Annotated in this window: 19 protein-coding genes; 12 read left to right on the top strand and 7 right to left on the bottom strand. The window is 38.1% G+C overall.

Going from position 1 to position 26,548, the window contains the following annotated elements:
- Nucleotides 1-16 precede the first annotated feature (16 nt).
- The 5 genes from SJY23_RS07845 to porU form a co-directional block, all read right to left on the bottom strand.
- A complete protein-coding gene (locus SJY23_RS07845; protein ID WP_396595919.1) occupies nt 17-1,705 on the bottom strand; it encodes a pyruvate dehydrogenase complex dihydrolipoamide acetyltransferase in 1,689 nt (562 codons plus the stop codon).
- Between the two features lie 3 nt (nt 1,706-1,708).
- Nucleotides 1,709-2,707 carry a pyruvate dehydrogenase (acetyl-transferring) E1 component subunit alpha gene (pdhA, locus tag SJY23_RS07840; RefSeq protein WP_035334484.1) on the bottom strand — a complete coding sequence of 333 codons (999 nt, stop codon included), beginning with the start codon at nt 2,705-2,707 and terminating at the stop codon, nt 1,709-1,711.
- Nucleotides 2,708-2,915: 208 nt separating this feature from the next.
- Nucleotides 2,916-3,398 (bottom strand): cytidine deaminase, encoded by a 483-nt coding sequence (locus tag SJY23_RS07835; protein WP_035334485.1) that lies wholly within the window; start codon nt 3,396-3,398, stop codon nt 2,916-2,918.
- Between the two features lie 31 nt (nt 3,399-3,429).
- Entirely contained in the window at nt 3,430-4,623 is a 1,194-nt protein-coding gene (gene porV, locus SJY23_RS07830; protein ID WP_396595918.1) for a type IX secretion system outer membrane channel protein PorV, read from the bottom strand.
- A gap of 45 nt (nt 4,624-4,668) precedes the next feature.
- Nucleotides 4,669-8,412, bottom strand: a complete 3,744-nt coding sequence (gene porU / locus SJY23_RS07825; RefSeq protein ID WP_396595917.1) for a type IX secretion system sortase PorU — start codon at nt 8,410-8,412, stop codon at nt 4,669-4,671.
- A gap of 280 nt (nt 8,413-8,692) precedes the next feature.
- Between porU and gldJ the strand changes: the two genes are divergently transcribed.
- The 5 genes from gldJ (at nt 8,693) to galE (ending at nt 17,897) form a co-directional block, all read left to right on the top strand.
- Nucleotides 8,693-10,354 carry a gliding motility lipoprotein GldJ gene (gldJ, locus tag SJY23_RS07820; RefSeq protein ID WP_035334488.1) on the top strand — a complete coding sequence of 554 codons (1,662 nt, stop codon included), beginning with the start codon at nt 8,693-8,695 and terminating at the stop codon, nt 10,352-10,354.
- A gap of 72 nt (nt 10,355-10,426) precedes the next feature.
- Nucleotides 10,427-11,701: a UDP-N-acetylmuramoyl-tripeptide--D-alanyl-D-alanine ligase gene (murF, locus tag SJY23_RS07815; protein WP_396595916.1), complete on the top strand. Its 1,275-nt coding sequence runs from the start codon at nt 10,427-10,429 to the stop codon at nt 11,699-11,701.
- A 110-nt stretch (nt 11,702-11,811) separates the two neighbouring features.
- Nucleotides 11,812-14,991 (top strand): glycerol kinase GlpK, encoded by a 3,180-nt coding sequence (gene glpK / locus SJY23_RS07810; protein ID WP_396595915.1) that lies wholly within the window; start codon nt 11,812-11,814, stop codon nt 14,989-14,991.
- Between the two features lie 132 nt (nt 14,992-15,123).
- Entirely contained in the window at nt 15,124-16,767 is a 1,644-nt protein-coding gene (locus SJY23_RS07805) for a solute:sodium symporter family transporter (protein WP_298326913.1), read from the top strand.
- A gap of 113 nt (nt 16,768-16,880) precedes the next feature.
- The gene (gene galE / locus SJY23_RS07800; RefSeq protein WP_396595914.1) at nt 16,881-17,897 is read left to right on the top strand and encodes a UDP-glucose 4-epimerase GalE; all 1,017 of its coding nucleotides are present in this window, start codon (nt 16,881-16,883) and stop codon (nt 17,895-17,897) included.
- Between the two features lie 112 nt (nt 17,898-18,009).
- Here galE and SJY23_RS07795 read toward each other — a convergent pair whose 3' ends face one another.
- Nucleotides 18,010-18,696 carry a hypothetical protein gene (locus SJY23_RS07795; RefSeq protein WP_396595913.1) on the bottom strand — a complete coding sequence of 229 codons (687 nt, stop codon included), beginning with the start codon at nt 18,694-18,696 and terminating at the stop codon, nt 18,010-18,012.
- Nucleotides 18,697-19,033: 337 nt separating this feature from the next.
- On the opposite strand from SJY23_RS07795, the gene SJY23_RS07790 reads away from it, so the two are divergent.
- Both SJY23_RS07790 and SJY23_RS07785 read left to right on the top strand, forming a co-directional pair.
- The gene (locus tag SJY23_RS07790; RefSeq protein ID WP_225969325.1) at nt 19,034-19,174 is read left to right on the top strand and encodes a hypothetical protein; all 141 of its coding nucleotides are present in this window, start codon (nt 19,034-19,036) and stop codon (nt 19,172-19,174) included.
- Between the two features lie 43 nt (nt 19,175-19,217).
- Entirely contained in the window at nt 19,218-19,760 is a 543-nt protein-coding gene (locus tag SJY23_RS07785; RefSeq protein WP_396595912.1) for a carboxymuconolactone decarboxylase family protein, read from the top strand.
- Between the two features lie 34 nt (nt 19,761-19,794).
- Here the strand turns inward: SJY23_RS07785 and SJY23_RS07780 are convergent, their stop codons facing one another.
- On the bottom strand, nt 19,795-20,634 hold the full coding sequence (locus tag SJY23_RS07780) for a helix-turn-helix domain-containing protein (RefSeq protein WP_396595911.1): 840 nt from the start codon (nt 20,632-20,634) through the stop codon (nt 19,795-19,797).
- A 139-nt stretch (nt 20,635-20,773) separates the two neighbouring features.
- On the opposite strand from SJY23_RS07780, the gene SJY23_RS07775 reads away from it, so the two are divergent.
- The 5 genes from SJY23_RS07775 (at nt 20,774) to SJY23_RS07755 (ending at nt 26,478) form a co-directional block, all read left to right on the top strand.
- Complete coding sequence (locus tag SJY23_RS07775) at nt 20,774-21,199, top strand: hypothetical protein (RefSeq protein ID WP_396595910.1); 426 nt, start codon at nt 20,774-20,776, stop codon at nt 21,197-21,199.
- 136 nt (nt 21,200-21,335) lie between these two features.
- Nucleotides 21,336-22,004: a TetR/AcrR family transcriptional regulator gene (locus SJY23_RS07770; RefSeq protein ID WP_035334494.1), complete on the top strand. Its 669-nt coding sequence runs from the start codon at nt 21,336-21,338 to the stop codon at nt 22,002-22,004.
- 53 nt (nt 22,005-22,057) lie between these two features.
- The gene (locus SJY23_RS07765) at nt 22,058-23,716 is read left to right on the top strand and encodes a peptidase domain-containing ABC transporter (RefSeq protein WP_396595909.1); all 1,659 of its coding nucleotides are present in this window, start codon (nt 22,058-22,060) and stop codon (nt 23,714-23,716) included.
- Nucleotides 23,717-23,722: 6 nt separating this feature from the next.
- Nucleotides 23,723-25,078: an HlyD family secretion protein gene (locus SJY23_RS07760; protein ID WP_035334496.1), complete on the top strand. Its 1,356-nt coding sequence runs from the start codon at nt 23,723-23,725 to the stop codon at nt 25,076-25,078.
- Nucleotides 25,075-26,478: a TolC family protein gene (locus tag SJY23_RS07755; protein ID WP_396595908.1), complete on the top strand. Its 1,404-nt coding sequence runs from the start codon at nt 25,075-25,077 to the stop codon at nt 26,476-26,478. The genes SJY23_RS07760 and SJY23_RS07755 overlap by 4 nt, the downstream gene beginning before the upstream one ends.
- Nucleotides 26,479-26,548: the final 70 nt, after the last annotated feature.

The raw sequence follows: 26,548 nt of genomic DNA, 5'->3' as shown, positions 1-26,548 counted from the left end.
CTATATTTGTTATTGACTACGCCAGCATTAATACTGGGTTTTCAATATACGTTTTAAGTGTTTGTAAAAATTGTGCTCCAGTTGCACCATCTACAGTACGGTGATCACAAGCAAGTGTAAGCTTCATAGTGTGTCCCACAGCAAGCTTTCCATCTTTTACCACAGGCTTCTCTACAATTGCTCCTACAGATAGGATAGCAGAGTTAGGCTGATTAATAATTGAAGTAAAATCTGTGATACCAAACATTCCTAAATTTGAAATAGTGAAGGTAGAACCTTCCATTTCTGGAAGAGTAAGCTTCTTATCACGTGCTTTTCCTGCTAGTACTTTTACCTCTGCATTAATTTGCTGCAATGTCTTTTCATTTGCAAATTCTACAACAGGGACAACAAGACCATCTGGAACTGCTACCGCTACACCAATATGTACATGGTGATTGAGACGCATTTTATCATCAAACCACTGAGAGTTTACTTGCGGATGCTGTTTTAATGCGATAGACGTTGCTTTAATGATCATATCATTAAAAGATACTTTTGTATCTGGTAGTGCATTAAACTGCTTACGGAAGCTCATCATATTCTCCATATTGAACTCTACGTTCAAGTAGTAATGAGGCGCTGTAAACTTAGATTTACCAAGTCCGCGAGCGATTGCTTTACGCATTTGAGAGTTTTCAATCTCTTCAAAACTCTCTTCACCTGTAGCAACAAATTGCTGCACTCCTGCTCCAGAAGATTGACTAGCACCAGGTGTGAAGTTTTCAACATCGCTTTTTACGATACGTCCATTTTCACCAGAACCTTTTACTTGCGCTAGGTTTATTCCTTTCTCCTCTGCTATTTTCTTTGCTAGTGGAGAAGCAAATATGCGTCCTCCGTTAGTATTTGTTGCAGGTTTTGAAGAACCAGAAGCAGAGCTTGTATTATTATCTTTCTTAGGCGCTGCCTTTGGAGCATCTGCCTTTTTATCAGCTTTTGGAGCCTCTTTCTTTTCTTCTTTCTTTGGAGCTTCTTTTTTAGTAACTCCGCCGCTTTTTACCACGCCAGAAACATCTGTTCCTTCTGGGCCTATGATTGCAAGTAGCGCATCAACATTTGCCGTCTCACCTTCATTAATACCTATGTGTAATAAAGTACCAGACTGGAATGATTCAAACTCCATAGTCGCCTTGTCGGTTTCTATTTCAGCAAGAATATCTCCCTCTTCCACTTTATCACCTATGGCTTTTAACCAAGTAGCAACTGTCCCTTCCTCCATCGTATCAGACAGACGTGGCATAGTTACTACGACAACTCCTTCAGGAATATCTGATCCAGCATCGGCAGATTCTTCTTCATCAGAAGATTCGTCATTGGCTTTATCTTGAGCTGCAGTCTCTTCTTTCTCATCAGAAGATGATGCTTGGTCTTCTCCACTTTTCGCGGAAGCGTCACCACCATTTAATAACCCAGAAATGTCTTCTCCTTCTTCACCAATGATAGCTAAAAGAACATCAACTTTTGCGGTTTGACCTTCTTCAATCCCGATGTGTAATAGCACACCTTCGTTAAAAGATTCAAACTCCATGGTTGCCTTATCTGTTTCGATCTCAGCAAGGATATCTCCTTCTTCTACTTTGTCACCTACTTTTTTAAGCCAAGTAGCAACTGTTCCTTCTTCCATCGTGTCGCTTAGACGCGGCATATTTATTACTTCTGCCATAACTTAAAGTCTATGAGGTATAAATGGATATTCTTCTTGATCGTACACTACATCGTACATCACGTTTACATCTGGGAACGGACTTTCTTCGGCAAATTTTTCACATTCTGCCACACGTGATTTTACACGTTTGTCCATTACCTTGATCTCTTCTTCGGTTGCGTATCCCTTTTCAAGAATAGTCTCTTTAACCTGAGTAATAGGATCTATTTTTTGATACTCTGCTACTTCGTCTTTAGTACGATAGTGCTGAGCGTCAGACATAGAGTGACCTCTATATCTATATGTTTTAAGTTCTAAAAATGTTGGACCATCACCACGGCGAGCACGCTCTATAGCCTCGTCCATAGCTTCGGCTACAGCAACTGGATTCATAGCATCTACAGGACCACAAGGCATTTCATATCCTAATCCTAGTTTCCAGATATCTTCATGGTTTGCAGTACGAGCCACAGATGTTCCCATTGCGTAACCATTATTCTCTACACAAAATACTACTGGAAGTTTCCAGAGCATTGCCATGTTAAACGTTTCATGTAAAGATCCTTGACGAGCTGCACCATCTCCAAAATAACAAAGTGTTACCGCTCCAGTTTTATTGTACTTATCTCCAAAAGCCATTCCAGCCCCTAAAGGTATCTGTCCTCCTACAATCCCATGACCTCCATAAAATCCTTTCTCACGAGAGAAGATATGCATAGAACCACCAAGACCTTGAGATGTACCCGTCGCTTTACCAAACAACTCTGCCATCACTCGCTTAGGGTCTACCCCCATACCAATAGGTTGTACGTGATTACGGTATGCAGTAATCATTTTATCCTTAGATAAATCCATTGCATGCAATGAACCTGCAAGGATCGCTTCTTGACCGTTGTATAGGTGAAGAAATCCGCGGACTTTCTGCTGTATATATACTTGAGCTAGCTTATCTTCAAACTTGCGCCAGAAGAGCATTTCCTCGTACCAATTAAGGTATGTTTCTTTGGTTATCTTTTTCATTTAAAAGCGTATAAATGCCGCACATTTTTGAGCGAATAACAAAAATAACCAATTAAGAAGATATGGTAAAGTTGATTTCAAAGAAAAATTACGCAAACGGTTTCGTAGATTAAAACTAGAGAGATCAAGCTTTCGCGAAAGCGTACTCAACACAAAAACAACAACTTAATTTATGATACCAAAAGGCCTAATCTAGCACTAATGAACCTTATAAATATTTTGAAGTAAACAATAGCGGAAGAATGTTTTCTAAAGAATCACTTTTTAAAACCTCTCCACGCTCTCCCATAAAATAGAGTGAAATAGGCATTTTTTGCTTTATTTCATACTCTGCAATTGCTTGTCTACAAATACCGCATGGTGGAATAGGCACCGTAGTCTCCTTATCTTTTGCTCTTGCCGTGATTGCCATAGAGACCATCGCTGCATCTGGATATTGTGAAGATGCATAAAAAATAGCCGTACGCTCTGCACACAGACCACCAGGATAGCAGGCATTTTCTTGATTATTTCCTGTGACTACCACTCCATTATCTAAAAGTAACGCGGCTCCAACTAAGAATTCTGAATATGGCGCATAGGCTTTTTCTCTTGCCTCAAAAGCAGCATCCATTAATGATGAAATCGCTTCTGGAAGTGAATCTTTTGAAGGGTACACATCTAGAAACGATTCAATTTTTATTTTTTTCATAAGCTTTTTTTGCTTTCGCAAATATCATGTTTTAATACTCGTCGTACTCATCTCCGAAATGAAAGGTAAGTCCAAAACGCAGCGTACTTTCTAGAGGACTAATAACAGATCCTGTTGAGAAAAGATAAGAAAGATCTACATCTATTGCGTTAAACTCAAAACCTGCTCCTAGTGTTGCAAACTTACGAGAACCTTTTAACTCACTTTCATTAAAATAACCAGCCCTCAACGCAAAAACATCGTTATAAGTATATTCTGTAGCAAGAGACCAAGTAACCTCCTTAAGCTCTTCACTAAATCCATCTGGCGCATCACCAAAAGACTGAAAGATTCCAGAGAAGAAGTTTACATCATCATCTTGACCCGCTAGGATCACGACGTCATCATCTTGAGTGATTTCTCCGTCTCCATTAGTATCTGCTCGACCACGAATAGGCGGTGTAGGCACTAGTAATTTATTAAATTCAAGACCAACAAAAATCTTATTATAACTATCTAGTATAAAATCAAATCCACCACCTAACTTTAGGTTTGTAGGTATAAAATTTTCTTGCCCAGCATCGTCATATTTGACCTTAGGCCCTATGTTTGAAATATTAAAACCTGCTCTCCACCTACCATCAAAATCACTATACACTTGCTCTTCAGACTGGTAATAACCTGAGATATCTACCCCAAAAGAACTCGCTGGACTTGCATCTGCAAATTGATCTAGTTGTTGCAAACGAAGGTTACTTTGCAAGAAACGTCCAGAAACCGCCATAGAGAACTGATCATCAAGTTTAAGCGCGTAGGTTGCATCTATAGAAAATTCATTAGGTTTTACATCAAGACCAGGATCTTGAGCACTGTTTCTCGTGTTGATAGTACCAAGACTAAAATATCTTACACTAGCCGCAAAAGCACTACGATCATCAATACGATTTGCATAAACCGCCTGCAGTAAACCTATATCGTTTACTAAGTTACCGAGATAAGGTGTATAGTTAATACCTACGTTATGTTTGTTAGGCAAGAATGCAAGTTTAGCTGGGTTCCACTGCACAGCATATGCATCTGGACTAGTAGCAACACCTTGCTCTCCCATTCCAGCCGCTCGCGCGTCTCCCGCTATTACCAAGAATGGCACTGCCGTTGTAATAGTATTAGGTTGATCTTGCGCTTGAAGGCTTGAGCCAAGTACGCTACATAAAACTACTCCTAATAGTGTAAAAACTTTATTCATATGTTGAGGCATTTAAAACAAATATAGACTTTTCTATGATTATGATTAGAGGATCACGAGCTTCTCTATTTTCTCCACTCGCTTGTTAGTTAACGTGGATTTAACAGTTATCTTATATACATACACACCTTTTCCTATAGCCTGACCAAAATCATCAAGACCATCCCACGTTATTGAACGTGACAAGAAACCTTCTGTAACAACTGTTTGATTAATGATTTTTACCACTTTACCGCTTACGGTAAAAATTTGAACCTGTACATCAAGAGGTTCAAAAGGGCGATTATGATTGAACCAAAATTCTGTATAATTAACAAATGGATTAGGATAGTTAAGTACATTTTCCAGCTCTAACTCTTCATCTCCCAAAACCACAAACTGCAGCTCTGCCGTAGATGAATTATTATACACATCCCATGCCTTGAATGACAAGGTATGTGGTCCAGGCTCTAAGTTTCTAATCTTACGAGCAGCAGTACCTTTCATAAAGTCATCTACATCTGTCTCATAAAAGTCATTCATTATAATAGGATTGGTCTCATCGCCATCTATTATTGCCACAATATCATGACCTATACCACTAGCAGTATTGATCCCGTTTTCATCTTCTAGCTTTGCAAGTATAATAGGTAAGTCGTTTGTGATGCCTCCGTTTACAAAGTTTTCATCATTCATAAACAACTTAATTCTAGGGCCTAGGTTATCTTCTGGTGCATTCTCATTAAGACCTCCTATAATTATAGTTTCATCTACGCCCGTTTGATCTTCTAATACCCCTAATCGTTCTGAATAGAAATTAAGCCGACCATTACCTAGTGGTATTGCGGTATCTCGTGGCATTCTAAATGTAAATTCAAAATTACCGTTTGTCACAGATGCCTGCCCTCTATAAAGAATAGCACCTAGCGTTGTAAAATCCATAATTGCGAGCTCTCCACCTATTACCACACCATCATTACCCAGCGTCTGCCTATCTATACGTTTATCATATAAAGTAACTGCTAGTGTACCATTATAATCTGCAAGCGTCTGACCTCCTTGCGAAGTAACCCGACCATTTACCTTAACTAGGTCAAGCGCCTTTAACACAGGAAGCTCAGCCCCTACTGGCACATCATTAATCGCAGATAGTTGTATGTCTGGCTTAGGGAATGCAAGCTTCATCGCTGGATCACCTACAAAGAAAATTACCCTACGTAGCGGATCTGATATTCCATTTTTTGAGGCTCTAATATTCTCGGCTACACTTTTTACTTCGTTTGTACCAAAGGAAAATAGCTGCTCTACTAATGAGTTATTAAAATTAACCCCAAGAGTCACCGTGATTTCTCTCGTAGTTGTTACAAGACCTACCGCCCCACCATCGGCATTCCAAAACAAGGCTTCTCCTCCTGTAGGACGTTCAGGATTGTCAAACTTTCCAAACTCACACGTAACAGTTACCACAAGCGGCAAACGTGCGCCATTATCTAGGTTGTCAATTTCGTTTTGTGTCACTATAGCTTCGGCCGCGAGAAGTTCTTCCCCTCCATGACCTAGATATGTCACTACAAGCGAACCTACCTCAACGGCATTTTCAATAGCTTCGTTTACTTGAGGATATCTGTCTCCCCCAGCAGATGATTGCTGTTGAAACGCATCACTATGTATTTTTATAACATTTACAAAAGGTTTCTCTACACTAATTTGATCTCCCAGATTATCTAAAGTTCCTTGCAACTGAGCAAATTCAAAAACCTCATCCACATCATCAGACACTAACACAAAATTATTACGCCAGCGTCCATACGACTCGCGAGCATCATAATTAATGATTTTATCAACCACCGTAGAGGCTAGACTCGGCGAGTCTGCAACAATACGCCCCACGGCCACGTCTAACTTATCTGACGCAATCATTGTACCTTCAGATGGATCTAATGAGCCATAAAAATCATCACTCATGAATGAACGCACTAGACTAAAACTATCAAAGGTTTGATAGGTAGGCATCACATTATTATTCCCCGTAATTCGGTCTTTATAATCTACAGAAGTATCACCAAAAAGGCATACATATTTTAATCGTCCAGCATCTGAGGATGCATTATCATAGACATATTTTATGAAGTTTCTAATCGCCCCTATATCTGCCTTACCTCCACCAAATTCATTATAAATTTGCTCAAGTGTAACTGTCTTTACATTGAGTCCTCTAAAATTTCTATTATGTTGCGCTAGTCTTTCCGCTTGAGACAACAAGGCACTACCTGTAATCATTAAGTAATCTACATCTTCAAAATCACCACTATTGTTTTGGAAAATAGTTCCTTTCAAATTTTGATTAGCTAACTGCGTATTTCCGCTTTCGCGAAAAGGCATCAAGTAATCAGATGGGTGAACTGCCACAAATGATTTTTCTGTACCTAGCAAACTTTTGAAAGAGACATTCTGCTCCCCATCTAGCTCCAAAGCTCTTATTTCGGTTTGATTTGTTACATCCCAGATTTGAGTATAATCTTGCATATTACTCAATGAATACGCACCCACTCCTGACTGCATGCCTGCATCTGGATTTCTAAACGTAAATTGTTTTCCAGTACCACTTAAGCGTGAGTCTACGTCGAGACTTATAAAATCAAGGTATCCCACACTAGACGGGTTACCATTATTATCATAAACTAACGTCACCACCATCTCACTACTTGAAACAGGCACCTCTACATTAAGAGAGGCGCCTCTAGCTAGTACAATATCATTAATGGCAAGAATATTTACAGACCCTACAGAAGCACCATTTACAAGCACATCAAAAGATGTTACACTTTCTGATGTAGCGGCCACTTCAACTCTCAAAATGGCTGTTTGTCCAAGCAATGCATTTTCAAAATCAAAATCAAAAGACTGCTCATTCTCAAAACTAAAGCGCTCTCCAAACCAGCGCCTACCTATTTTAACTAAGCTTACCTCATCCTCCTCATGAAACTGATACTCTTTATAGGTATCATAAGTTACAATCTCAACTCCAGATGGCTCTGCATAAGGACGTACGCGCTGTCCATTTGCCCCACTAGTTGTTATGTAGTAATATGATCTATCCTCGTATGGATTTATATGAGTATCTAACTCTTCATGATATTTTCTTGTACTTTCCCCATAAAAGAGTATGCGATCATCATTATCAAAAGTTCCATCGCCTCCTCCCAACACTTGAATAGGAATTTCTCTAAGATCAAAATTCTCATTATCACTATTGCGTAATGGCAAAGGAGAACCTCCGTAACCATACACTTTTATCTGCTCAGGATTAATTCCATTAACATCGACCCCTAAACTCTGCAAAAAAACTCTATCAATAGTATGTATACCAGACTCTTCAACGTAAAATTTATAGTAGTCTCCAGTAGCTAATAATGAATTACTTATCACAAGCGGTGCTCGTTGGAATTGTTGCGCTTTCGCGAAAGCGAATATCACATCACCAGAAACCACCCTCATGATCTGGCCATTCTTTTTTACAAAAGGCGTGATCTCTAATACACCATAATTCTGATTGCGAGCTTTAGATGTGTAAAATTGATAACTCACTTCTGAGGATAGTTGCTTTTTATCAATCGCATTGAGCCAAGACTGAGGAACAGGCTCAAATCTTATATTTATAAATTTTGAAGATTGGGGATCAATCACATTTCTAGCATCCCACTGCATACTATACGTATACTCACCTCTCTCACTCACCACAAGATTCATTACTTCTAGAGAGCTGCCTTCTTGAGTGATTTTTAAAGCAGCTTCCCAGTTTATAATCATTTGCTCTGATTGTGCAGATGTACAAATCGTTATAAAAATTAAAAAAAAAGAGAGAAAAGTTTTCATTAGTAGGATAACGAAAGCCTGTACGGCTTATTATTAACTTATAGTAATAGTGTAGTTTTTTTACTGTAAACAATAATAAAGAATAAATAGCGCCGTTACTAATGAGTTAACCATAAGAATCGAACTTTTTTTTGGGCTCGCCATAGCAAAATGCTTGCACTTTAACGAGTTATTACTATCTTGCAACCCCAAATACATTTGAACATAATTACCTATGAAACTACACTTTGCATTAAAAATGCTGGCACTTGCCGTGATTTCGATTACAGTCTCAAGTTGTAGCAAATCAAACGATTACAAAGACAGCTCTAGAGGAACAGGCTGGAAAGTCGACGGTAAAAACGGAGGATTTAAGCTTAAAACAGACTACGAAGAGCAAGCCACTGGACCTGGACTTGTGTTTGTAGAAGGAGGTACTTTTACCATGGGTAAAGTACAAGATGATGTAATGCATGACTGGAATAACTCTCCAAACCAGCAACACGTCCAATCTTTTTACATAGATGAAACTGAGGTTACTAACGGTATGTATCTAGAATACCTAGATTACTTAAAGAAAGTATTTCCTCCAGAAGAAGAAAATTACCGCAATATTTACAAAGGTGCACTACCTGATACTTTAGTATGGAGAAACCGTCTTGGTTTTAATGAAACTATGACAGAAAACTACCTGCGTCACCCTGCATATGCAAACTACCCAGTAGTAGGTGTAAGCTGGATACAGGCAGTAGAGTATGCAAACTGGAGATCAAACAGAGTTAATGAGCTTATCCTTGAAGAGCAAGGTTATACTGCAAGAGGTGCTCGTTTTGATGTAGATGCTGGCTCAACGTTTGACACAGAAACTTACTTAAATGCTCCTACACTTACCTATGGTGGAAGCGATAGTCTTGCAAGAGGTGGTCGTTCTAGTGAGCGCCGCATGAAACAAAATGATAGTACGAACATATTTGTACAGCGTACAGATGGAATACTTCTTCCTAAGTACAGACTACCTACAGAGGCAGAGTGGGAATATGCAGCTCTTGGCCTAACTGAATTAAGAAGCTACAATGTATACCGTGGTCGTAAGAAATATCCTTGGGATGGATCTTATACTAGATCTTCAGATCGTCGCACGCGTGGAGATCATTTAGCAAATTTTAAACAAGCAGATGGAGATTATGGTGGTATCGCAGGATGGTCTGATGATAACGCAGATATTACCGCTGAAGTAAAAACTTACGAACCTAACGATTTTGGACTTTACGATATGGCCGGAAACGTTTCTGAGTGGGTAGCAGATGTTTATCGCCCTATTGTAGATGATGAGTTTAACGACTTTAACTACTACAGAGGTAACGTTTACACCAAAAATGCAATAGGTGAAGATGGTAAGGTAAAAATCGTTACTGTAGATTCTATCGTATATGACACACTAGCAAATGGAAGCATTGTCGCTAGAGATTTACCTGGAGAAATACTGCAAGTACCAGTAGATGAAGATGAGACTTACCTTAGAACACAATTCTCTACAAGTGACAACCGTAACTTTAGAGATGGTGACAGAAGATCTACAAGATATTTTGAATCTTTTAATGAAGATGTAGACAATCCAGACTCAGGTAAAAAAATGTACAACGCTCCACAACATAAAGTGGAGAGAGATGAAGAAGGAAATATGGAGCGTCGCTATGACGAATCTAACAACAGAACATCGCTAGTAAACGACGAAGTACGTGTTTATAAAGGAGGTTCTTGGAGAGATAGAGCATACTGGTTAGATCCAGCACAGAGAAGATTCCTTCCACAAGGAATGGCATCAGATGATATTGGTTTCCGTTGTGCTATGTCAAGAGTGGGATCAAAATCTAAAAAAGGAAAAAGAGCTAGATAACATTCTCTTTTTACAGTATTTTTAAAAGCCCTCTTGTGAGGGCTTTTTTCATATTAAAATTTTACTATCATTATGACCATTGCAGAGCTACACTTCCATTTTTTAAACAGTAACGGTGTTTGTACTGACACCAGAACTTTACAAGAAAATCAGATTTACATCTCTTTGAAGGGAGATAATTTCAATGGTAACAAGTTTGCAAAACAAGCATTACTAGATGGCGCTAGACTCGCAGTGATAGATGAAAAAGAATATGAAGCTGATTATACTGTGCTGGTAGACGATGCTCTTAAAACATTACAACAACTAGCAAATTACCATCGTAAATACCTTAACCTACCTATTATAGGATTAACTGGAAGCAATGGCAAAACCACTACAAAGGAGCTTATAAACTCAGTACTTTCTGAAAAATATGTGACTGTAGCTACTAAAGGAAATCTTAATAACCACATAGGAGTGCCACTTACACTCTTATCTATGGATACTACTACAGATTTAGGAATTGTAGAAATGGGCGCAAACCATCAAGGAGAAATTGCCATGCTATGCGAGATTGCCCAACCTAACTTTGGCTATATCACAAACTTTGGAAAGGCACACCTCGAAGGTTTTGGAGGGTTTGAAGGTGTTATAAAAGGCAAAAGTGAGCTTTATAATTATCTTAGAGATCACGAGGAAATGGCTTTTATAAACGACACAGACCAACTGCAAGTGGAAAAATCTAATGGCATTACTTTACAAACATTTGGCTCTACAGAAAGCAACTACCCTATCAGTTTAGTAGATGGATCTGAGAACCTCAAACTATTGTTTAAGAAAACCACTATCAATAGCCAACTCATAGGTATCTATAACTATACAAATATTGCTGTTGCTATTGCAATGGGCACCTATTTTGACCTATCTATTGATCAGGTTAAGTCAGGAATTGAAAAATACATACCTGCAAATAATCGCTCTCAAATTATAAATAAAGATAATTATAGTATTATTCTTGACGCCTACAACGCAAACCCTACGAGCATGGCGGCAGCTTTAGAAAATTTAAAGGCTACAAACACCACGACCATTGCATTCATAGGTAATATGTTTGAAGTAGGTGCCACCTCAAAAGTCGAGCATCAAGCTATGTTAGACTTAGCTAGTAATCTTAAGATTGACCAAGTACATGCCATAGGTACAGATTTTGGCGATTCGGCCCCTCATTTGAACCAAGAGGTTTATGAGGATTATAATGCTTTCGCGAAAGCGTACTCAAACAAAATTCCAACCGGAGCAACCGTACTTATAAAGGGTTCTAGAGGCATGAAAATGGAGCGAATATTAAATCTCTTAGAAAATTAACCCCAAAGATTCTCAATAGAGATAACTTTTGATTTTCTAAATATTAACTCTAGATCAATTAAAGATGTAATTCTTAACTTTAGGCGACTTCATTAATGAAGCTTCTCTCTATGGAAAAGAAATATATTATTGCATTTGATCAAGGCACAACGAGTACTAGAGCTATCATATTTGACCATCAAGGAACCATAAAAAACATTGCCCAAAAGGAACTTAAACAACATTATCCGCAACACGGCTGGGTAGAACACGATCCTATAGAGATTTTTGAAGCACAGCAAGCTACCTTCAAAGAGGTTATCGAAACGTCTGATATATCTATAGACGAGATTGCTGCGATAGGTATTACTAACCAGCGAGAGACTACCGTAGTCTGGGATAAGAATACTGGAAAACCTATATATAATGCTATTGTATGGCTCGATAAGCGTACTAAAAATATCTGTGAGCAATTAAAATCTCAAGATCTAGAAGAATATGTGAATAAGAATACGGGACTCATTATAGATTCCTACTTCTCAGGAACTAAGGTCAAGTGGATCTTAGATAATGTAGATGACGCTTTCGCGAAAGCGCAACAAGGCGACTTACTTTTTGGAACTATAGATACTTGGCTTATTTGGAAATTCACCAATGGTACTGTACATGCAACAGATCACTCTAATGCCAGCCGAACGCTACTCTACAATATTATAGACCTCAAATGGGATGAAAAGATGCTAGAAGCATTAAACATTCCAGCGTCTATGTTACCTAAGGTTCAACATAGCGCCTCAAATTTTGGAAACATAGTACTAGATGGTCACAGCATTCCTATTTGTGGAGTTGCTGGAGATCAACAAGCGTCGCTCTTTGGTCAGGGAGGTTACAAATCTGGAATAGCTAAAAACACCTACGGTACCGGTTGTTTTCTACTCATGAATACTGGAAAAAAACCTGTTACTTCAAAAAATGGATTGCTTACTACCTTATGTGCCAGCTTACCTAGTGGTAAAGTTAAATATGCTCTAGAAGGTTCCATATTTGCGGGAGGCGCATCTGTACAATGGTTACGGGATAAACTTGACCTCATAGATCATGCAAGAGACACAGAAGATATCTGTATGAATACAGCAGCTACAGATGATTTATATGTAGTTCCTGCTTTTGCAGGGTTAGGAGCTCCTTACTGGGACATGGATGCAAAAGGAGCAATTTATGGACTAACACTAGACTCAGGAAAAGACGATATCATAAAAGCTACCGTAGATTCGATTGCCTATCAAACACGAGATGTTCTCGATGCAATGATTGAAGATTCTGGCAAGCAAATGAAAGCGCTAAGAGTAGATGGTGGAGCCACTGCAAATAATTATCTCATGCAATTTCAATCAGACATTCTTAACATTGCTGTAGATCGTCCAGAGATGCTAGAAGTCACTGCACTGGGAGCTGCATTTTTAGCTGGAATTCAAGTTGGTATTTGGAACAAAAAAGATATTTCTAAAATACGTCAAGTAGATTCCATTTTTGAACCAACGATCACTGAGTATGAGCGCAACAAGAAATACACAAGCTGGAAAAATGCCGTAGCACGCACAAAGAGCACTACAAACCAGATGCTCACCACACAAGAAGAAACACCTATGCGCTTCTCTGTGCTAGACAGGCAGCGCCAGATAAGCCGTGCTCAAAAAGAAAAATTTGATCTTATTGTTATAGGAGGTGGAGTTACCGGAGCAGGGATTGCACTTGATGCGTCTTCTCGTGGTATGAATGTATGTCTTATAGAAAAGAATGATTTTGCTTCTGGAACAAGTAATAAATCTACAAAGCTTATTCACGGTGGACTGCGTTACCTTAAGCAAATGGAAATAGGACTTGTTCAAGAATCAGGTAGTGAAAGAGCCATAGTACACACCCTAGCTCCTCACCTTGTTGTACCAGAAAAAATGCTACTTCCACTTATAGAAGGTGGCACCTACGGAAAAATGATGACGGCAATAGGCTTAAAAGTCTATGACTTTCTTGCCAACGTAGAAGGCGATGATAAACGTAAAATGCTTAGCGCAGAAGAAACTGCTTCTAGAGAACCTTTACTTAACAAAAATCAACTAGTGGGTGGTGGTTATTATGCAGAGTATCGCACAGATGATGCACGACTTACCGTAGAGTTATTAAAAAAGGCTGCCAGCTACGGCGCTACTATTATTAACTACTGCGAGATGAAAACCTTTAAGTACGATGAGCAAGGAAAGATAAAAAGCTTACAATGTTATGATCACAATACACAAAGGAGCTTCAAATTAAAATCACAGCACTATGTGTCTGCTGCAGGACCATGGGTGGATCTTTTAAGGAAAAAAGACCACTCCATGAATAATAAGTATTTACATCTCACAAAAGGGGTTCACATTGTTTTTTCTAGAGAGCGTTTTCCATTAACTCAATCTGTTTATTTTGATGTACCAGATGGTCGTATGATTTTTGCCATCCCTCGCGGCAGGTCTACATACGTAGGAACAACAGACACCAACTATAACGGGAACCTCAACCGCGTAGTCGCCACTCAAGATGATGCAATCTACCTACTAGATGCGACCAATAATATGTTTCCAAGTGTTAATCTCACTATAGACGATATAGAGTCTAACTGGGCTGGACTAAGACCACTTATACATGAAGATGGCAAGGACCCTTCTGAATTGAGTCGTAAAGATGAAATTTTTGTATCTGAAACAGGATTGATTTCTATTGCTGGAGGTAAACTTACTGGATATCGTAAAATGGCGCAAAGGGTTATAGATCGCGTACTTAAAGATGTACCAGAAAAGAAGAAAGCCCATCTGGTAAAATCGCATACTGAAAAAATACCTCTTACTTCTGAGCCTTTAAATAATACAGCAGAAGTTGATATTTACCAACAAGAGATTAAAAAGCGCCTTGAAGAGGTAGGTATAGTAGATGAGTATCAAAGTTGGTACCTAGCAACTACATACGGGAAGCAGAGTGACACCATCATTGATAAGATGAGTTATTTCTTAAATGAAAATCCAGAAGAGCGCTTAATACGCGCAGAGGTATGGTACAGCATACATCATGAAATGACAAACAGTCTAGCTGACTTTTTTGTGAGACGTACGGGTAGATTATATTTTGACATATACTCTGTGCATCAATATCGTGACCTTGTACAAGAGGACATGATACGATACTTAGGCTGGGATGAGAAAAGAGTAGTACAAGAAAATGAATATCTCCATATTCTCTTAAAAGATGCTAGTGAATACTATGAAGAAGAATTTGAATAACACAAACGCTCAAAAACATTTCAAACTAACACACTAGCGAAAACGATATCGTAAAAAAGGTTCGTAATAGAACTCATAATATTATATTAAAAAGTCATATTTTACACGTTATATTAATAAATACCTAATTACATGGGACTCATTTCATTTCTTGGATTTACTTTACTTGTAGCAGGATACGCTTGGTGGAAAACACGTGGTACTGATGAAAAAAGTGCAGACGGTTACTACCTAGGTGGCAGAAGTCTAGGCGCACTCACAATTGCAGGATCACTATTACTTACAAACCTCTCTGCAGAGCAAATTGTTGGGCTTAACGGTCAGGCTTTCTCAGAAGGGATACTTGTAATGGCGTGGGAAACACTAGCAGCAATCGCAATGGTGATTACTGCGGTTTATTTCTTACCAAAATATATGCACAAAGGAATCACCACGATTCCAGAATTTATAGAAGAACGCTTTGATGAAAACACAAAAGCTATTCTCTCTGTATTATTTCTTATCGCTTTTAGTATTGTATTATTACCTACTATCCTCTACTCTGGATCTCTCGCCTTCAGCACTATGTTTGACTTACCTACTTTATTAGGCATGTCTGAAGGAGCAGTAATCTGGCTTTGTGTGTGGACAATAGGTGTTATAGGAATTATATATGCGATTTTTGGAGGTCTCAAAGCAGTAGCCGTTTCAGACTTAGTAAATGCCGTTGGTCTATTAATAGGAGGATTACTAATCCCATATTTTGGTCTCAAAATGATAGGTGATGGTAGTGTAGGTGCTGGTCTAAACGAGTTATGGACAGAAAATCAAGATAAATTTGATGTAACTGGAGATGTAACATCATCTATTCCTGTAGGGACTATTTTTACAGGTATGATGATTGCGCAGATGTATTACTGGGGAACAAATCAAGCTATTTTACAACGTGTTTTTGGAGCAAAAAGCCTTAAAGAAGGGCAAAAAGGGATGATGCTAGCGGCCTTTGTAAAGTTTTTAATACCAGTAATTGTAGTATTACCAGGTATCATAGCTTGGCACCTGTTTGAAGGGGATTTAAGCTCTGCAGATAAAGCTTATCCAGAACTTGTAAAAGAGGTGCTACCTCCAGCGCTTGTTGGTTTTTTTGCGGCTGTTTTATTTGGAGCTGTACTTAGTTCTTTTAATAGTTTATTAAATAGTAGTGCAACGCTATTTGGGTTTGATCTGTATAAAAAATTCTTTAACCGCGATGCTTCAGAGCATAAAGCGGTAAAGGCTGGAAAGCTTTTTGGAGTTGTTGTTGCTATTATCGCAATGATAATTGCTCCGTTTATTGCAAATGCACCTGCAGGGTTATTTGATTACATCCAGCAAGCCTTAGGAAGTCTTAGTGTTCCTATTCTTGCAGTAGTACTTGTAGGTATTGTAACAAAAAAAGTGCCCGCCATCGGTGCAAAAATTGTTTTAATAGCTGGGGTAATTATGTACGTATGTACCATATTTATGAGACCTAGCTATCAAGCAACCGCCCTTGCAGAGGCAGATGCAAATGGCATAACAGATGCTGCACAACTCGCAATCATAAAAGCGGAGGCATTCCCTCATTTTTTACATATTATGGGAATTTTATTTGTGGTAAATGTGATTATCATGCTCATAGTAGGCGCTATAAAACCTAAAACAGATATTTACGTACCTAAGCAAACAGAAGCGATAGATACTACTCCGTGGAAATATGCATACATCGTAGGCGCATTAATCGTATTACTGGTATTAAGCACCTACCTCATTTTTTAAATATGGTAGATATCCGCTTTCGCAAAAATTGGAAGTGGCATCATTAAGTACTTAGTGTTAATAAAGGACAGACAAGTTCAATTACTTTAGCAGATATCTAAATAGGTTATAGAATGAAAATTTTAGTAACAGGAGGTCTAGGTTTCATAGGGTCACACACAGTTGTTGAACTTCAACAAATTGGACACGATGTGGTAATTATTGACAACTGCTCAAATTCCTCAACAGAGGTGTTAAAGGGCATATCAAATATTACAGGTAAGACTCCGCTTTTTGAAGAATTTGATCTGCGTGACAAGTCAAAAGTACAAGACTTTTTTAGTCGTCATAATGATATCGCGGGTGTCATTCATTTTGCAGCATCAAAAGCGGTGGGTGAAAGCGTAAAGGAGCCTTTATTATACTATGAGAATAATCTTGTTACCTTAATTTACATATTACAAGAGTTACAAAAAAAGGAGAAGGCTTCATTTATTTTTAGCTCTTCTTGCACTGTATATGGTCAGGCAGACGAGTTACCTATAACAGAAAATGCACCTGTTAAACCAGCGGCTTCACCTTATGGAAACACAAAACAAGTAGGTGAAGAAATCATACGTGACATTTGTAGTATACAACCACACCTTAACGCTATCTCTTTGAGATACTTTAATCCCATAGGGGCACACCCTACTGCAGAGATAGGTGAATTACCACTAGGAGTACCTGCAAATCTGGTTCCTTTTATTACTCAAACTGGAATAGGGCTAAGAGAGGAGCTATCTGTTTTTGGTAATGACTACCCTACTCCAGATGGTACTGCTGTACGTGACTACATTCATGTGGTAGATCTTGCAAAGGCACATGTTATTGCGCTAGAACGGCTCATTAAAGAAAACAACACGTCTAATTATGAAGTTTTTAATGTGGGCACAGGTACTGGTAGTTCTGTATTAGAAGTGATCAAATCTTATGAAAAAGTAGCCAATAAACCTCTTAAATATAAGATTGTAGATAAACGAGAAGGTGATGTCACGGCTGCTTATGCAGATACAGATAAGGCTAATAATGTGCTAGGCTGGAAGGCTGAAAGCACGCTAGATGAAGCCATGGCTTCTGCCTGGAAATGGGAGCAAAAAATTAGATCCTGATAAGGATGATGTAATAATAAAAAAGCTCTCAGGAACACTGAGAGCTTTTTTTTATGTGCAGCTTTTAACAAGCACCTCTTAAAAAATTCCTGTTTGAGATAGCAAGTACTATTTATTCTTGTTCAAAGTCAATAGTTGCCTCAAAATCCTCTACATATTTAATATCTTCAAACCATCGGTTTGAACTTAGTACATCAAATGTAATAGCCGTTTCTTCTTGTGAAACTTTCTTAAGTTGCCAGATAATATTTGCGGCATCAGTTAAGCCTCCGTGAGCTAACTCATCTTTAAAAAGTCTTTTGAGAAGTGTGTTTTCTGGCATTCCTTGAGCTAGTATTCGTATAACTTGCTCTTCTGTATCTTCATTAAATACATCAAGCATCATACTACTCTTTACACTAAAAGTAACATTAAAATGTATCGCTTTAGGGTGTGGAAACTTTCCATTGTAGGCTTTGTATAAAATTTGCCCTGCATTAAAAAATGTTTCATGCATAGACAGGTCTGAGTATTCTTCCCATGGATGCTCATTAAGCATCTCATGCGATAGGTTTTCTCTTTGCCCTTTATTGAGTTCGTCTTTAAAAAGGTATTCTAATACGATTTCGGCAGCATCGTTGGTTTCATTATCAGATAGGGAAAGAAGCGCCATTTCTTCAAGCTCTGCAGCCGTCATACCTGTAGTATCTCCATAATCCATAATCTCCAACAGCTTCTTATAGTCATCCACACTCCAAGCGCCTGGAAGCTTTTCGATAGTTTTTACGTGATCTGGTGATACTTTAAAATTAATTTTCATAGTACATTATTTATTACTTGAAGGTATGCAAAAGCTAGTCTCGTTATAGTTAAGAATTATATAATTATTGCACCTCGATAAATTACCAAGTAATGCAATAGTAGTAGTCTCTAGTCCCGATTGCAATGTAAATCCCGCAGCTGTCTGGCACGGCCAGGCGCGAGGAATTGCAATGTAAAGCGGGATACTGCGATGCAAATACAAAATATCCAATCGCTCCTAAGTAAACTCTTTTAATTCAAGGAAGGGAATAATATACCATAAGCGAGGAAGTATCCACATTAAGGTTACTTGTAACTGCTCGTCTATTGTTGTGTACCAAAAGAGTAACAACATTATGAAAACAAAAAACAACTCCATTTTTAATCTCATTGAGATTTTTAGAAATACTACAAATCGCGTCTCAAAGCAACTATTTAAAACCAATTGCGAGACCAACTTTAACGACGACTATTACTGCGACGCAGAAAAAATATAAATACATCACACTAATAATATTCTAATTATAAAAATTTAAAATTATGAGCACATTTAATGTACCTACAAGAGCAGAAGTAAGCGAGACAAACCAAGGAATTTTTGACAATCTTAAAAAAGCAGTGGGGTTTGTACCAAACTTATATGCAACATACGCACACTCAAACAATGCACTTAAAAACTACCTCGACTTTGCAAATGCACCAAGCTCGCTTAAGGCTAAGGAAAAAGAGGTTGTAAATCTTGCTGTGAGTGAGGTAAATGGTTGTGAATATTGCCTTTCTGCACACACCGCTATTGCTGGTATGAATGGTTATACACCAGAGCAGATCTTAGAGTTAAGAGCTGGAAGAGCTTCTTTTGACACCAAGCTAGATGCGCTAGCTAGGCTATCTCAAAACATCACAGAAAATCGTGGCAACACGAGTGAAGAGGTTTTAGAAAACTTTTTTAACGCTGGATGGACAAAGGAAAATCTTATTGATACCATCTCATTAGTAGGAGATAAAACTATCTCAAACTACATTAATAATACTACCAAAATTCCTGTAGATTTTCCTGCAGTAACATTATTAGATAAGTCATAGGTTATTAGGTTGATTGTTTTAATTAAAGCTCACTTTACAGTGGGCTTTTTGACTTTTTAAAAGTTCCTGGCGGGACACCCGTGTGTTTTTTAAAAAATTTCGAAAAGTGACCAGCGTCATTAAATCCAATGTCATAGGAGACTTCTTCAACATTTTTATCTGAGAAAAGAAGTAAACGCTTTGCTTCTAAAATGATTCGGTCATTAATCACTTTAAGAGGTGATGCATCACCCATATTTTTAAAATGATTGGATAACGTTTTTGGCGATTTAAAGAGCAGCTCTGCATAATCTGAGACTTTATGCAAGGTTCTAAAATGTTGTTCTACAAGAATGTGATATTGCCTCACTAAATCAAACTGATTGCTAGGTACCTCTGGTTCTGGCAATTGGCTTTTTATATGCCTGCTAGAAGTTATAAGCAACCTTTTGAGCAGTACTCGCAACATCTCTCCTTGTATATGATCTCGTGTCTCAAACTCTTCTTGAATCATTAAAAACATAGCATCATAACTTTTGAGCTCCTTATCACTCAACGTTATTACTGGCGGTTGTGACGACCCATAAAAAAGAAAGCCGTTACAAGAAACCTCATCATCGTGCTCTCTTATGCAGTAAAATTCTCTATTAAAAACTAGCGCTAGTAGTCCATCACTCTGTGCAATCTCTAATACATTGAGTGGCGTGCAAAAGATAAGCTGTCCTTTTTCTAAACGAAGCGTATATCCACCTATTACAATATCCCTAGAAGCGTCTTTTGCCCATAGCACTTTATACATTCCTTTGTCTGAAAGCATTTGCTGCGATGGCGCGCAATTAAAGTCAGTAAGCACTAGTTTGCTATCCTCTTTTATAGATGTATATACGAGCTTCATAAATATAAATTAAGACAATGTACAAAATGTACAAGTGGCTAGGAAGTATGTCCATACTATACCAGGCAACCTTACGATAACTTTGTACAATCTTTAATCACAATAGCACTAACAGACTATTCTATAAAATAAATTTACTATGAAAACACTATACATCACACTGCTATCCATATTAATTACTGGCCAGACATTTTCACAAGATTACATCGCTAGTAATGGAAATAGGCTAACATCTTCTTCTAGACCATCGACCACTTTATCTTCATTTACTATTGAAGTGATAGATGACGAAAGCTTTAGTTACACAGAATTTTTAAATAAAAGCAAACAATCAAAATCTGTTTACAAAGTGGATGGAAAGCAAATCTCTAAAAAAGAATTGGTCAAAATTTTTAGAAAAGCAAGTAGAAAATCTAATGAGCAGCAGGAATTCAATAAGTATCTGGCTACCAATCACTCGAGCATTTATAGCCAACTCACACCAATGGAACTTAATGCTTTATACAGTAAATTCAGTAAGAAGACGATTACAAGGTATTTATCAACCTTGCCTAGTATTCTTTAAGTTTAGCTTTCGCGAAAGCGTCATTTAATAAAACCAAAAGTCTCGCCAAAGGACATTTATCGAGATGATAGTTATATTTTCATAATAAATAGTTAAACTTTTTATTGCAATAGTATTACTATCATATCTTTGCTGCATGGAACAACTGCATATACAAATCACTATTGACCCCGCCTTGTATACACGTAATCCCGAGACCACAGAACTGGGCCGGAATATCGTGAGTAAGAGTATCGAAATGATTGATGAGCTGGGCTTTGAAAAATTTACTTTTAAAAAACTAGGTGTAGCAATTAGCTCAAATGAAAGTTCTATTTATAGATACTTTGATAGTAAACACACATTACTGGTTTACCTGACAAGCTGGTACTGGAGCTGGGTAGAGTATAAACTTGTATTCTCTACTACAAATGTTTCAGACCCCGAGGTAAAACTCGGAAGTGCACTAGCGCTCATCACTAAAGATGCTACTCAAGACAGTGCAATTTCTTACGTGAATGAGATGTTGCTGCATCGTATCATCATCTCAGAATCTTCAAAGGCATACCATACAAAAGATGTCGATAAGGAAAATGCAAAAGGGTATTATAAAACGTATAAGCGTGTTGTGCAACGCATAAGCGACATTGTACTTGAGATTAATCCAGATTATGCCTTTCCTCACATGCTTATCTCTACTGTAATAGAAGGAGCACACCATCAACGTTATTTTTCTAAGCATCTACCTGCACTTACAAACGTAGAGGAAGGACAGAATACAATAGAAAAATTTTATAGAGATATGGTATTTAAAGCCATTAACTAAGATATTATTTAAACTAAAATCTCTGTTATGGAGATGAAAAACACCGTTTTTCAATGAAAGAAATGACACCTTGGCAACGATTTGTAAATATGCTCGAACTAGACAGACGAGATATTAAGCAAATTTTATTTTATGCAATTTTCGCTGGACTTGTAGCGCTCACACTACCTTTAGGTATACAAGCTATTATTAACCTCATTCAAGGTGCTCAAGTGAGTACTTCATGGATTGTACTCGTTATTCTAGTAACGCTAGGAGTAGCCTTTCAAGGTATCTTGCAATTAATGCAAGTACGTATTCTTGAAAATATACAGCAAAAGATTTTCACTCGATCTTCCTTTGAGTTTGCATATCGCTTCCCTAAGTTAAAAATGAGCGAACTAGACAATTACTACCCGCCAGAACTGGCAAATCGTTTTTTTGATACGCTTACAGTTCAAAAGGGATTGTCTAAAATCTTATTAGATTTTCCTGCAGCAATCTTACAGATTTTCTTTGGCTTAATATTACTTTCTTTTTACCATCCATTCTTCATCATTTATGGTTTCCTCCTAGTAATCCTTGTGTACTTAGTATTCAAGTTTACAGCAAGAAAAGGACTTGAAACTAGCCTAGCAGAGTCTAAGAGTAAGTATAAAGTAGCACACTGGTTACAAGAGATCGCACGATCACTTATAAGTTTTAAGCTTTCTGGCCGTACTTCACTTGCCATGAATCGCAATAATCAACTCACACAATCTTACCTAGAGTCACGAGAAAGTCACTTTAGGGTATTGATGTTACAGTTTATACAGATGATAGGTTTTAAAGTACTTGTTACTGCAGGGCTTTTAGTCATAGGTGGTTTATTAGTTCTTAATCAGCAAATGAATATAGGACAGTTTGTAGCGGCTGAGATTATTATACTCTTAGTTATAAGCTCTGTTGAGAAGCTTATTTCTGGATTAGAGAGTTTTTATGATGTACTTACTTCTCTTGAAAAAATAGGTCAAGTAGTTGATAAAAAACTAGAACCGCAAGAAGGTACAGATCCTTTTGAGGTTAATGAGGATATGGATATCTACATGGATAGTGTAAGCTATAGCACTCCTGAGACAGGTACTATTCTTAATAACATCACTTTAAATTTAAAAACTAGTGATCGCATTTTAATAACAGGCTTATCTGGATCTGGAAAAACCACATTGTTAAAGTTACTTTCTGGTGTTATACAACCTTCTTCTGGAGGAATCTATGTTAATAATTTCTCTTTTAAAGGAATGCGCCCCAACGCGTATCGCTCTAAAATAGGTCAGGTGCTTCCAGAGCAAAATCCATTTGAAGGAAGCATTTTAGAGAACATTAGTTTTGGCAACCCAGAGGTTTCATCGGCGAGAGTGAATGAAGTCATTAGAATTGTAGGTTTACAAGAATTTGTACGCACACAACCTAACGGATTACAAACAAAGCTGTTTCCAGAAGGACAAAAAATACCACATACAATCTCTAAACGCATATTACTGGCACGAGCTTTTGTTCATGAGCCTAAGGTGTTATTGCTCAAAGATGCTCTAGAGCATTTTGAAGAAACTCAAGCTAGAGAGATCATGGCTTACCTTGCCAGCCCAGAAAGACCATGGGCACTCATAGTAGCGAGCAACAATAAAGACTGGAGAGCTTTGTGTAATCAACACATAGAACTTGAAGAGGGTAATATTATTTCAAAATCATAAATAGCGATGCTTAATATATCAAACAATCAACTTAATAAGAAGATAGATGTGGGTGGCTATTCGGCTTTTGCAAAGGCACACAAGACCAGGCACTATAAATACTTCAATAGATTCTTACTAGCCTTTGCAATCATAGGTGTAATTGTACTCTTTTTACCATGGACTCAAAACGTTAATGGTAAAGGATATGTCACTACATTAACTCCGGATCAAAGACCGCAAACTATACAATCTCCCATCCCTGGACGTGTAGAAGAGTGGTATGTACTAGAAGGAGACTACGTAGCAAAAGGAGATACTATTTTGCGCATTTCTGAGATTAAAAACGAGTATCAAGATCCTCTTCTTGCTGAGCGTACACGCCAGCAACGTGATGCAAAAAGTAATGCGGTGGGCTCTTACAAATCAAAGGTAATAGCGCTAGAGAATCAGCTAGGAGCTCTGCAACGTGAGCGAGCACTAAAACTAGAACAAGCAGAAAACAAACTAAAACAAGCTCGTTTTAAAGTACAGAGTGACAGCATTGACCTTGTTGCAGCAACTACTAATCGTGATATTGCCTTAAAACAATTTGAACGTACTGCCACGCTAGAGGCCGAAGGCTTAAAATCTACGGCAGATGTAGAAGATAAAAGATTAAAACTACAAGAGACTGAGGCAAAGCTTATCTCTCAAAACAATAAATTATTAGCTAGCCAAAATAATGTTCTTAACGCCTCTATAGATATCTCTAGAACAAGCGCAGAATATGCCGAAAAAATAAGCAAAGCCCAAAGTGATAAGTTTAGTGCTTCAAGTGCGCAATACGACACAGAAGCTCAAGTAAGCAAACTCGCAAACGCAAGCACAAATTATGAACTGCGTAGTGCACTGCAATATATAACAGCTCCTCAAAATGGATTTATTAATAAAGCTATTAAGGCAGGTATAGGTGAGACTTTTAAAGAAGGAGAACAACTAGTAGGGATTATGCCTGCCGACTATGACCTAGCTGTTGAAACTTACGTGAGACCCATAGACCTACCACTCATACACACAGGAGAACAAGTGCGTGTGCAGTTTGATGGGTGGCCGGCAATCGTTTTCAGCGGCTGGCCAGACGCATCATTCGGAACCTATGGAGGAACTGTGGTTGCAGTAGAAACCTTTATAAGCGCCAATGGTAAATTTAGAGTGCTTATTGCGCCAGATAAAGAAGCAGAGGCATGGCCTAAAAATGTACGGGTAGGCTCTGGAGCACAAACTATCGCCTTGCTACAAGATGTTCCTATCTGGTACGAGTTATGGAGACAACTCAACGGCTTTCCGCCAGATTACTATTTACCAGATGGTAGTTTAACGCCTAGAAAAGAGAAAAAATGAGGTTACTTATAAAATATACAATCCTTGTGTTGTGTTACGCTTTCGCGAAAGCGGGACTAGCTCAAACACCTGTACTTTCTCCGCAAAATATTTCTTTTGAGGAATACTTAGGATATGTAAAGCAACATCATCCATTAATCAAACAAGCCGAATTAGTATTAAGCACAGGAGAAGCAAATCTACTTAAAGCACGAGGAGGTTTTGATCCAAAAATTGAGGTAGACTATGATCGTAAGAAATTTAAAGACACCGAATATTTTGATCAGCTTAACGCTACTTTTAAAATTCCTACTTGGTACGGAATTGAGCTAAAAGGAAGTTTTGAAGAAAACACAGGTAAGTTTCTCAACCCCAACCTTACCGTTCCCGAAGATGGATTATATAGCGCTGGAGTTTCATTTGCGCTGGCACAAGGTCTTCTTATTAATGAACGCATGGCTACCTTAAAGAAAGCACGTTTTTTTGAACAGCAAACCATCGCAGATCGTGACTTACTCGTAAACAACTTAATTTATGAGGCGAGCTTAGCATATTTTGACTGGGTAGAAGCAGAAAATGAAAAAGCTATTTACGGTACTTTTTTAGAGAATGCCACCACCAGACTAGACGCCGTAACAAGAAGCGTAGCAGAAGGTGACAAAGCGGCTATAGACATTACAGAAGCTAGAATCACTGCTCAAACAAGACGTCTTGATCTAGAAGCTGCCTCGCTTAAGGCTCAAAAGGCACGCCTAGTTGCGAGTAATTTTTTATGGATAGATGGTATTCCATTAGAAATACAAGAAACGGTATATCCAGAAAAACCTGAGCTTGCAGTACTGGACGCCTCTCTATTATTAGTGGGGATTACAGATACCTCGGTTTTTTTAAATAATCATCCTAAGCTTAAAAGTCTAGACGCAAAAATTGATGGCTTAGAAGTAGATCGATTTTTAAAGAAAAACAAGTTGCTTCCTAAGGTAAACTTGCAATACAATTTTCTATCACCAGATGCAGATCGATTAGATGGTTTTAATACGGCAAATTACAAGGCTTTTGTAGATGTGAGCTTTCCTATTTTCTTGCGTAAGGAACGCGGAGATCTAAATCTTGCTAAGCTTAAAGTACAAGACGCCCAGTTTGAACGTACAGCCACTTCCCTTGCTATCAAAAACAAGCTTGACGCCACAGAGGCAGAGATTACATCGCTTTTAGAACAAAATAACCTTATCACTGAGATTGTGGTAGATTATGAAGCCCTTGTAAAAGCTGAGGAGCGTAAATTTTTTCTAGGAGAAAGTTCACTATTCCTCATTAACTCCCGCGAGCAAAAGTTAATAGACGCAAGACTTAAAGCAAATGTTCTTTCTGTAAAGGAACTTGCGGCAAAGGCAAAGTTGTATAATGCGGCAGGGCTATAAATCCATCATGACATTGCGATAACGACTTATTATTAAGCATAAAAAAACCGTAATTCCATATAAGAATTAC

The organism is Dokdonia sp. R86516, from assembly GCF_044596715.1.
Lineage (GTDB): Bacteria > Bacteroidota > Bacteroidia > Flavobacteriales > Flavobacteriaceae > Dokdonia.
Note: the sequence above shows the minus strand (reverse complement) of the source record. Positions and strands in the feature narration are given on the sequence as shown.